2 protein-coding genes and 1 pseudogene are annotated in these 12390 nt (G+C 42.1%); all 3 read left to right on the plus strand.

What is annotated here, in order from left to right:
- Nucleotides 1–485, plus strand: a pseudogene (locus tag ODU55_RS10535) (hypothetical protein); the annotation flags it as partial.
- A gap of 1021 nt (nt 486–1506) precedes the next feature.
- A complete protein-coding gene (locus ODU55_RS10540; protein WP_398582799.1) occupies nt 1507–12000 on the plus strand; it encodes a YSIRK-type signal peptide-containing protein in 10494 nt (3497 codons plus the stop codon).
- Nucleotides 12001–12177: 177 nt separating this feature from the next.
- On the plus strand, nt 12178–12363 hold the full coding sequence (locus tag ODU55_RS10545) for a hypothetical protein (protein ID WP_222330463.1): 186 nt from the start codon (nt 12178–12180) through the stop codon (nt 12361–12363).
- The last annotated feature ends 27 nt before the right edge of the window (nt 12364–12390 follow it).

Consider the following 12390-nt stretch of genomic DNA (forward strand, 5'->3'; position numbering starts at 1 on the left):
TGGAATTGCCATTTGGCGAACATGAAGAATTGAGAAAACCATTTGAAATGGTCATTATTGAACTGAAAAAATTCCGCAAGGGTCAGCTAGAGAAAAATCAGCGCCAATGGATAGAATTTTTCGCCAACCGAGCATTTAGTCAATCTACATCAGATGTTATTGAAAAAGCAGAACACCTGTTGGATAGAAACACATGGACAGAGGAGGAAATCGAAATGGTAGATCAATGGTTACGTAATGCTTCCAACCACTTTGGTGAATTGGAAAGCTCCTATATACGTGGCAGACGGCGAGGTAAGGAGGAAGGCAGAGCAGAAGGTTTAGAAGAAGGCCTGGAGAAAGGTTTGGAGAAGGGGTTGGAGAAAGGCCGTATAGAGGTCGCCTATCAGATGTTGCGTGAAGGTTTTTCGTATGAACTGATTGAAAAGCTGACCGGTCTATCTTCTGTACAAATCGATCAACTGTCACAAAATCATCAACCATGATAGAAAGCGAACAATAAGACTGGTTTCGAATTGCTAACTGTTTCCTTTAAAACCTGCCAGAAAGGGAAAGTATAGCATTGACAACTCTCCCAGTATCACTTGTCGAACAGCTTCGTGCTAACTGGTGCAAGGAGTGGAGACACTAGCTGCCAGATTCAGATTGACTTGGCAAAATACTCTTGGTTGACAGTAAGGAAGTCAACCAGGTGCTCGTTAGTGGAGTGGTTATTAGAGATACTGATTGTAAAGTCAATGCTATAGTTATTTCAGGTTAACTGTGATTATTTCGCGAGCGAAGCAAGTCACTTTCGTAGAGTAGGGCAAGTCGAAAGTGAGGCTCTATCAAATTTAATTCAAATGTCTATAAAAGCAAACTAAACGATTATATAAGGTGAGGAGTTCCGATAGGGAACTTTTTTTTGTTAGGTTGTCTAAGGTTTGATCTTAGGCATGAGACGAAAGAGTGGGATGGAACAACTAGAGAGGAACCATCGAATTCTGCCAAACTCTTTGGGAATAGGCGAACTCTTTTGGTGCTTGTCGTGTCTGGTCTGAAAAGGTAGCATCTCTGGCGCATTTTAGGTATTTTTGAAGGCAAATGCAGGTCAACTCATAGAATATTTATACAACGTCCGTAATTTTTCTTATGTAAATTATTACAAAACAATTAAATATTAACATATAAACAGGGAGATAAAAATAAAAAACAGACATTATTATGAAAATGACACAAAACATAGTGTAATCGCTTGAAAAGTTGGGGGGGGGGGTATGGTAGGATATAGTAGATATGATAGATATCATACATGAAGCTATATTAAACAATTTACCAATTTAATTGTATTCACTTTACAATATAACTTGCAAAAGTTTTTCAATATCAGTATTAATCCTCCCCAAATGATTATTACAATAAAATTTTATAACGTTTCCATTACCTTTCGAGTTTTATAATGTATCTGTTGATTTCAATTGGTTGGTAATTTGTTTGATTTTGCTCACCACTTTTAGGAGGTAAACAATGCGAAAAGCAAAGAAAAAGTCATTTGACTGGTACGGGACGAGACAGCATTTTTCGATTCGTAAGTATCATTTTGGTGCTGCCAGTGTCTTGCTTGGTATGTCCTTGGTTCTTGGTGCTGGAGCACAAGTAGCTAAAGCCGAGGAAGCTGTGGCTTCATCAACAGAAACAGCTGTTTCAGCTTCAGAATCAGCAGCAACTAGATCTTCATCTACGGATGCACCAACCGAAACTGCTGCAACAAAGACAGCTACTGAGGAAACTCAAGGTCGTATTGCGACAATCAACTATATCGTTTCTTACGTAACAGAAGACGGTGTAGCTCGTAAAGCAGATTTGAAAGCGACTTCTGTAGAAACTTTCGAGCAAGTGGCTAAGTCAACTGTATCAGTAGATTCTCAAATCCCAGAGGGATATGAGTTAGCTGCAGGTCAAGAAGCAAGTGTGACTCTTGAGGTCACAGAAGGCGGAGCAAATGTTGTAACCTTCAAAGTGGTTAAAAAAGCTGAAGCGAAAACTGAAGAAACCACAGCTACAAATACAGCGCCATCAACAGAAAGTAAAGCAACAGAGACTCCTGCTTCAACAGAGAGCAAAGCTACTGAAGAAAAAGCAGCAAGCGAAGCTACTGCAACAACACCAACAGTACCTACAACAGTCTCTGAAGCAAAAACAGTTTTAGAGCAAGTTGTATCAGAAGCAGCTGTTTTGACAGAAGAAGCAGAACGTCAAACGCTTATCTCACAAGAAGATAATACTGCGGTTAAACAAGCTGCTCTTGCGACAAAAGAATCTGTTAAAGAAGCAGCTGTAGTCTTCAATAATGCCCTTGCGACACTTGACGAAGTCAACACTCAAATTGCAGCTGTTCGTACAAACGTAGAAGCTCTTGCCTTGGAATTGCGTAAGTTCTTGGGTAAAGATGAGTTGGTCGTTGCCTTGTCTCCAACAGATGAAATGGGACTTACAAATGCACCAAACTCAGTAACTGCTACTCAAACGTATCCATCACTTTACAATGATGGATTTACTTACGATGCTCGCGGTTCATACCAAATCGCAGTATCAACGACTCCTGCGACAGATTATAACACTGCAACGAAGTTGCGCTTTACTAACGTTGACACGCCGGAATTGAAAGCTCAATACCGAGCCCAGTTAGAACAAATTGGTTTGATCGTTAAGTCCTTCCAATACGGTAATAATATTATCGGTCGTGTTGCTATGAACCCAAATGGTGGTCGTGTGGACTATCCGTTGACTTATGAACAAAACAAGGCGCTTGAGGCTGAAGCCCTTCTTTGGAACAACCTGCCTGATGCCCAACGTATCAAACCTTCTGGAGCATCATTTACAGCAAAAAATGCTGTCCATGGTGCCGGTGGTGCCTATGAATTCCTAGCATTTGAACTTTATGGCTATGTGTATGAGCAGATTAAAGACCAAGTCTATATTCCAAACGTATCAGAGCGTTTTGAGTTGACGGATGCTGCAAAACAAGCTGGCTGGTCAATCGTTGCAGTTAGTCCAGAGAACCTACCTTCTGGTTTGGTTTACTTGTCTGACCTTGACTCTATTGAGGGTGTCGTTTCTGCACCATCAGATATTGAGAACGGTGTAAACGATATTCGTGGTAACGTCTTTATTTCAAATGGTACCATTACAGTTCGCGCCCGTCTTGCCAGCTTGCAGGTTGGTTGGGTTGGTTTCAAGGATACCACTGCACCAGAAATCATCCTTGACGGCTCTGTTTCCTACCACGTAACTGGTGATACAATTAATAAATCTATTGAGTATAAGGATGCGACTAACGATACTCTAACTGCTAAAGCAAATGGACCAGTTTCAAATACCTCTACAAATGCAAACAGTGGTTACGACTATTTCTTTACGGCTTCCGATGGCACAACGCGTCAAGCTCGTGGTAACCGCCGTACAGCATTGACAGGGGTTGCTGGTTTGAACTCAAACGGTTCTTCTACAGATGCGACTAACTCAACGATTCCAGGTGCGACCTACTCTTCAAAAACAGGTGCTATTTCTGGTACTGCAACTGAGGCAGGTGTCTACACTGTTACAGTTTATGCCAAAGACTTTGACGTGAACAATGTCAATAACCCTGGTTATGTTACTTCTCCACAGGAAGTACATTCATCTATTACACTTGTTGTTGCACCTAAGTCTGAAGTGAAAAACATTGAGACCTACTCAACAGCGGTTCCTGTAACTATTGCTAAGGGTGCAACTAGTGCTAAGATGATTATGCCGGATGGTACAACTACCCTCTTGGAAGTCAATACAGCAGGTAACTGGGTAGTGGCTACTGGCGGTACTAATACAGCTGCTGTTGTAGGTACAGTTCTTGGTGCAGTCGGTTCTGAAATCAATATTCCAGTAACTTCTGATAATTCAGCTAAGGCTGGTGTGGACAATATCACTATTGAAGCAACGACTGAGCGTGTTAAAGCGACGATCATGCGTAAAAAAGTGACTGTTAAAGACCACTTGGGCAATAGCTACACAGCGACTCTTAATAACAAGACAGGTCAGTGGGAATTGCCAGCTGAGTCTGCTAAGGTTACAAACGGAAATGATGTAACAGAGCGTCGGATTTGGACTAAGACAAACCTTGATGGTTCAGAAGTATTTGCTCTTTATGAGTACACTCGTACCTATACAAACGGTGAGGTAACAGCCGTTAAGGATGTTTATCGTACAGAGACGAATTATGCAAATGAGTCTACTTCGACAGACCATCAAGCAATGTTTGTGCATGTTTCTTATGATCCAGTGACTAAGGTATGGACATCATCAGACGGTACAGCCGTTACAGCAGTTAAGGGTAGCAATAGCTGGGCAGTAGAGACAGCTTCAGGTTTCGCTGGAACTGTTAATGCGATCATTGGTACAACCACAGATGTCGGCTCTATCGAAAACTCTAAGCCTACTGCGACATCAACCAGCTACGTATCTACTAAGGGTACAGTTGTTGATTTGGTAAATGCTACTCAAGCAGGCGTAGCTATCTCTGATCCAGAAGATACTCGATACAACAAGGTAACTAGCATTACAAAAGTTAAGGTAACTTCACCAACAGGTGTTGTAACTGAGTTCAACACAGTAGCAGATGCCAAAGCATACACTGCTGCAAATGCTTATACCTTGACTGAGGTTGGTACTTACAAGATTGATATTGATGTCATCGACAGCAACGGTAACTATGTAGATGCTGTTATCGGTGGTCTTGCTTCAGGTACTGATGCTGGTCCAAACACATCTGTCGCAACAACAACTTACTACATCACTGTTTATGAGTTGAAAGGTACAGATGTAACATCAGCAGCGGCTGCAGGCGTAGCTCAAACAGGTACACCAACCTTTGCACTTGTTAATGACACAACAAACACACCAAACGTTCCAGCTCCAACCTTTACTGGTTACACTCTTGTCGGAGCGGACGCATCGGGTGCAGTAACAGTAGCGGGCGAAGGTACATATACGATCAACGCTCAAACAGGTGAGGTAACCTTCACTCCAGTGGATGGCTTCGTTGGAACAGCAACTGGTGTAACAGTTCAAGCAACAGCTACAGTTGTAGACCCACAAACATCTACGACAGCAACAGTTCAAGCAACTGCTAAGTACACACCAACTGTTTATGATTTGACACCTACAAATGCTACTTCAACAGATGTTCAAGGTGCAACTCAAACAGGTAAACCAACCTTTGTTTCAGCGAACAGCCCAGCTAACACTACAGATGGTGAGCAAGTTGTAACCATTACAGGTTATGCTTTAGAAGGTGCAGATGCGAAAGGTAAAGTGGTTGTTGATGGTGTAGGTACTTACACGATTGATACTGCTACAGGTGAAGTAACCTTCAAACCAGTTGCAAGCTATACAGGTACAGCAGCAGGTGTAACAGTTGTAGCAACTGGTACAGCTAAAGATGCCAACGGTCAAACTGTTACAGTAACAGATAAAGGCACTTACATCCCAACAGTAACACCAGCCGCTATCACAGCTGACGATCAAGTATCAGCAGGAGCACAAGGTGAGAAACAATCAGAAGTTATCACTTCTAAATTGTCTGCAACCAATCCAAACGCTTCAGCAATCAGCTATGCATTTGAAGATGGTACAACGACTAAGACTGTTGCAGGTGAGGGTACTTACACTCTTAACCCAACAACTGGCTTGATTGAATTTACACCAGAAGCAGAATTTATTGGTACAGCAACTCCTGTAACAGTAGTCGCTAAATCAACTATTACCGCTGCAGATGGTACAACTAAAGAGATTTCAGATAAGGCAACTTACACACCAACTGTTTATGGTATCAAGGGTACAGATGCGACATCTAAAGATGTGCAAGGTGCAACCCAAACAGGTACACCAACCTTTGCTTCATTGAATACTGGTACAAACACAACTCTTGGTGAAACAACTGTAACGATCCCAACAACTGGTGCATATACTCTTGCAGATGGTTCATTGACCAAGACAGTTGATGGAGAAGGTACTTACACTGTCAACCCTGATACAGGTCAAGTAACCTTTGTTCCAGTAGCAAGCTTCACTGGTAAAGCTACAGGTGTTGATGTTAAAGTAACAGGTACAGCTATTGATTCAGAAGGTAACCCAGTAACTGTTACGGAAACAGCTAAGTACACACCAGAAGTAACACCAACTACAATCACAGCAGATGATAAGACATCTACAGGTCTTCAAGGTGCAAGTCAAACTGAGACAATCACTTCTACAGTAAGCACAAATCCAAATGCTTCAGCACCAACTTATGCATTGAAAGGTGCAGATGCGACAGGTAAAGTAGTTGTTGATGGTCAAGGTACCTACACTATTGATGCTACTACAGGTGCGGTAACATTCACACCAGTGGCAAGCTTCACAGGTACAGCTACTCCAGTAACTGTTGTTGCCTCAGCTACGATCACATCAGCAGACCAAACGACTGCTACGATCACAGATGAAGCTACTTACACACCAACTGTAGAACCAACTAAGATTGAAGCAGATGATCAAGTATCAGCAGGTGCGAAAGGTGAAAAACAAACAGATACGATTAAAGTAACTGTTAGCACAAATCCAAATGCTTCAGCTCCAACATTTGCATTTGAAGATGGTTCATTGACTAAGACAGTTGCAGGTGAAGGTTCTTACACTATTGATGCCAATACTGGTGCAGTAAGCTTCACACCAGAAGCAGAATTTATTGGTACAGCAACTCCTGTAACAGTAGTCGCTAAATCAACACTTACTGCTGCAGATGGTTCAACTGTTGAGCTTTCAGACACAGCAACTTACACACCAACTGTTTACGGTATCACTTCAAACCCTTCAACTTCTGTTGACATCCAAGGTAAAGCACAAAACTCACCAGCTGGTTCAGAAGTGTTCAAGTCACTTAATGACCCAACAAACACAACGAAGGGCTACCATTCAGTGGTTATCCCAGAAAAAGGTGCTTACACTCTTGAAGATGGTTCATTGACCAAGACTGTTGAAAACGAAGGTACTTACACAATCAATCCTGATACAGGTGTGGTGACCTTCCAACCACTTGTAACATTTACAGGTAAGGCTTCTGGCGTTACGATCAAAGTAACTGCTCAAGCTGTTGATTCAGAAGGTAACACGATCACTGTTACAGATACAGATACCTACACACCAGAGGTAACTCCTGTTACAACATCATCTAAGGATGCGGTATCAGAAAATGTTCAAGGTGTGACACAAACAGGAACACCAACCTACGAAATCTCACCAGAAGCAAACATCACTGATAAGACTTATGCTCTTGAAGATGGTAGCCTTGAAAAAGTTGTACCAAATGAAGGAACATATACAGTAAATCCAACAACAGGTGAAGTAACCTTCAAACCAGTTGCAAGCTTTACAGGTACAGGTACAGGTGTAACGGTTGTTCAAACAGCTACATTGACAGCTGATGATGGCTCAACGACTGAGATTAAGACATCTGCAACTTACACACCAACAGTAACACCTACAACTCTTGAAGCGACAGATGCAGTTTCTGCAGCAGTACAAGGTGCAACTCAAAATGAAACAATTACTTCTAAGTTGTCTGAAAATCCAAATGCTTCAGCGGTAACGTATGCCTTTGAAGATGGAACTACAAGTAAGACTGTTGCAGGTGAAGGTTCTTATACTCTTGATCCAGCTACTGGTGCAGTGACCTTCACTCCAGAAGCAGACTTTGTAGGTACAGCAACTCCTGTAACTGTTGTTGCCTCAGCTACAATCACAGCAGAAGATGGCACAACACAAGCAATTACTGATACAGCGACTTACACACCAACTGTTTATGTTTTGACATCTGTACCAAGCACTACTGAGGATATTCAAGGTAAGACTCAAACATCACCAGCAGGTTCAGAAGTATTCAAGTCATTGAATAATCCTACGAATACAAGCTTGGGTTACCAATCAGTTGTGATCCCATCTAAAGGTGCTTATACACTTGAAGATGGCACATTGACCAAGCCAGTTGATGGAGAAGGTACTTACACAATCAATCCTGACACAGGTGTTGTAACATTCGTACCAGTTGCAAGCTTCACAGGTACAGGTACAGGCGTAACAATCAAGGTAACTGCTCAGGCTGTTGATTCCGAAGGAAACACAGTTACTGTTACAGATACGGATACTTACACACCAACTGTTCTTCCAGTAGAAACGACATCTAAAGATGCAACTTCAGAAGATATCCAAGGTAAGACTCAAACAGGTACACCAACTTATGAGAACACACCAGGAGCAAATATCACTAAGAAGACTTATGCATTTGAAGATGGTGAAACGACTAAGACAATTGATGGCGAAGGTACCTACACTGTAGATCCAACAACAGGTGAAGTAACCTTTGTACCAGAAAAAGACTTCACAGGTGAGGGTACAGGCGTAACAGTTGTTCAAACAGCTACATTGACTTCTGATGATAGTTCTACAACAACGATTACAACTACTGCTAAGTACACACCAACAGTAACCCCAGTTACTCCAACAGCAACTCCAGCTGAAACAGAAGACATCCAAGGTAAGCCACAAACAACTGATGCGAAGACTCTCTTCACACCAGGTCACGAGGAAGTTCCAGTTGACAATTCAACGATTACCTTGTTGAACGATAAAGGTGAAGCAGTAACTACCGTTCCTGCAACTAAGGATGGTAAGGAAGTTGGTACTTACACGATTGATGAGAATGGCGTGATTACCTTTACACCAAACTCAGACTTCGTAGGTACAGCAGATCCAGTTAAAGTTCAAGCTAAGTATACAAACGGTACAGTTGCTGAAACAACTTACACACCAACAGTTACTCCAGTAACCCCAACAGCTACCCCAGTTGAGACAACCGATATCCAAGGTAAGACTCAGTCAGGTACACCAGTCTTCACACCAGGTCATGATGAAGTACCAATGGACGACACAGTTCCAGCAACATTTGAAGACGGCACAACTGAAAAAATTATTCCAGGTGAAGGTACCTACACAGTTGCTCCAGACGGAACAGTAACCTTTGTACCAGAGAAAGACTTCACAGGTACAGGTACAGGTGTCACTGTTAAACGTGTAGATAAGAACGGTACACCAGCGACCGCTACTTACACACCAAACGTAACACCAGTAATCCCAGAGGGTACTCCTGTAAATACAGTAGGTCTTCAAGGTAAGACTCAAGAAGGAACACCAGTCTTTACCCCAGGTCATGACGAAGTTCCGATTGATGAAAAAGTCCCAGCTACATTTGAAGATGGCTCAACCGAAAAAGTTGTTCCAGGCGAGGGTACATATACTGTGACTCCTGAAGGTAAAGTAACCTTTGTACCAGAGAAAGACTTTGTTGGTACAGGTACAGGTGTCACTGTTAAACGTGTTGATAAGAATGGTACAGAAGTAACAGCTAAGTACACACCAACAGTAGTAGAAGCTACACCAGAATCTGAAGGCGTAACATCAATCAATGTTCAAGGTGCTACTCAAACAGGTACACCAACATTCACAGGTGGTTCTGTAGATGTTAACGGTGATGGCAAGATTACAGAAGACGAAACAGTTCCAGTAACCATCTCTGCTACAAATCCAGCTAAGTTGGTTGTAGATGGTAAGCCAGTTGATGAAACAACAATTGATGCTAAGGACAAAGATGGCAATGTTATCGGTACTTACATAATTGACCCAGCAACAGGTACTGTAACCTTCACACCAAACAAAGACTTTGTCGGAACAGCAGCTCCAGCTACTGTTCAAGCAACAGATGAAAACGGTAAGACAGTTACTGCAACCTACACACCAACAGTTATTCCAGTAACCCCAACAGGTACTCCAGCTGTATCTACTGACATCCAAGGTAAGACACAGACTGGCACACCAACCTTCACAGGTGGCACAACTGTTGTCAACAACGAAACTGTAACAGTTGCGATTGATGAAACAGTCCCAGCTACATTTGAAGATGGCTCAACTGAAAAAGTTGTTCCAGGCGAAGGTACATACACAGTTGCTCCAGACGGTACAGTAACCTTTGTACCAGAGAAAGACTTTGTAGGTACAGCTAAAGGCGTAACGGTTAAACGTGTTGATAAGAACGGTACACCAGCAACGGCTACTTATACACCAACTGTCACTCCGGTAACTCCAACAGGTACTCCAGCAGAATCTAAGGATTACCGTGGTAAGACACAAACAGGTAAACCAGTCTTCACACCAGGTCATGACGAAGTTCCAATGGATGACACAGTTCCAGCTACTTTTGAAGATGGTACAACCGAAAAAGATGTTCCAGGCGAAGGTACATACACAGTTGCTCCAGACGGTACAGTAACCTTTGTACCAGAGAAAGACTTTGTAGGTGTAGCTAAGGGTGTAATGGTTAAACGTGTTGATAAGAATGGTACACCAGCGACCGCAACTTACACACCAACTGTTATCGATAATACAACATCTTATGTAGATGAAAATGGTACACCATTGAAACCTACAGAAGACGGTATTAAAGATCCATCTCAAATCCCAGGATATGTTTACGAGAAATCAACTACTGATGGCGATGGCAATGTGACACACGTTTACAAACAAGTTGTTACGAAGTATGTTGATAAGTCAGGTAATGAAATCTCACCAGAAGACAAGGGTACAAAACCAAACAAAGATATTGACGGTTATGTATTTACTGGTAAGACAACTATCGACGAAAATGGAAATACTATCCACGTTTACAACAAGCCAACAACAACATTCGTAGACGAAAATGGTGATCCGATTGCTCCACCGGCAGATGGTAACCAGCCAAACAAAGAAATCCCAGGCTATGTTTACGAGAAGTCAACAACTGATGGCGATGGCAACACCACTCACGTTTATAAGAAAGTTAAGACAAACTTCGTAGACGAAGAAGGCAAGGTTATCTCACCACAAGAAGATGGCACAACGCCTAACAAGTCAATTGATGGTTACGTATTTGTTAAGACAACAACAGACGAGTCAGGCAACACCACTCACGTTTATAAGAAAGTTAAGACAAACTTCGTAGACGAGGAAGGCAATGTTATCTCACCACAAGAAGATGGCACAACGCCTAACAAGTCTATCGATGGTTACGTATTCGTTAAGACAACAACAGACGGTGATGGTAACACCACTCACGTTTACAAACAAGTTGTAACTAAGTATGTAGACAAGTCAGGTAATGAAATCTCACCAGAAGATAAGGGTACAAAACCAAACAAAGATATTGACGGTTATGTATTCACTGGTAAGACAACTATCGACGAAAACGGAAATACTATCCACGTTTACAACAAGCCAACAACAAGCTTTGTAGACGAAAATGGTGACCCAATTGCTCCAACAGAAGATGGTAACCAACCAAACAAAGAAATCTCTGGATATGTTTACGAGAAGTCAACAACTGATGGCGATGGCAACACTACTCACGTTTATAAGAAAGTTAAGACAAACTTCGTAGACGAGGACGGCAATGTTATCTCACCACAAGAAGATGGCACAACGCCTAACAAGTCAATCAACGGTTACGTATTTGTTAAGACTACGACAGATGAGTCAGGCAACACTACTCATGTCTACAAGAAAGTTCCTGAAACTACTAAAGTCACAACAAGCTTCGTAGACGAAAATGGTACGCCTATTGCACCGACTGAAGACGGCACAACACCGAACAAGTCAATTGATGGTTACGTATTTGTTAAGACTACGGTTGATGGTGATGGTAATGTTTGTCACATCTACCGCAAGGTAAGCAACCCAGTTCCGCCAAAACCACAAGCACCAGAAGCTCCAGCCAAACCATCGGCTCCAGTAACAACTGTTAAGGCTGGTGTGGCTAAATTGCCAAACACTGGTGAAGCTTCATCATCAGCTACAGTTCTAGGTGCAGGTATGCTTGTTGCAGCCCTTGCTCTTGTTGGCAAACGTCGTCGTAAAGAAGACTAATCAAGATTCTATTTCTATTCGATGAATGAATTTGAATCTGAAAAAAAGGAAAGGTTCGCTTTTCCTTTTTTTCTGTAGTTAGGGTAATAAAAAAGTAACCGCCCAATAACAAGGTATCTATCTAATCACTCCCTCCTCCTGTACACTGTTATAAAAAACAAAACTGGAGGATTTATTATGTCACACCCCATCGTCCCATTGACTGTTCCCCAATCTCGCCGCTTTGAGAAGAAAGGCAGAAATGATATTCTGATGAAAATTCGTCTCGGAAAAGTGGAAGTCACATTCTTTCACTCTATCAACCAAAAAATATTAGAAACAATCTTGGATAAGGTACTGCACTATGACCATCCGACTCAGTGATTTAGGTCAAGTCTACTTGGTTTGCGG

It is taken from the genome of Streptococcus sp. 2022WUSS037 (genome assembly GCF_044427225.1).
Lineage (GTDB): Bacteria > Bacillota > Bacilli > Lactobacillales > Streptococcaceae > Streptococcus.

What these genes read in the sequence shown, in the direction of transcription:
- ODU55_RS10540 (WP_398582799.1), top strand. Translation starts at nt 1,507, where the DNA reads ATGCGAAAAGCAAAGAAAAAGTCATTTGACTGGTACGGGACGAGACAG.
- ODU55_RS10545 (WP_222330463.1), top strand. Translation starts at nt 12,178, where the DNA reads ATGTCACACCCCATCGTCCCATTGACTGTTCCCCAATCTCGCCGCTTT.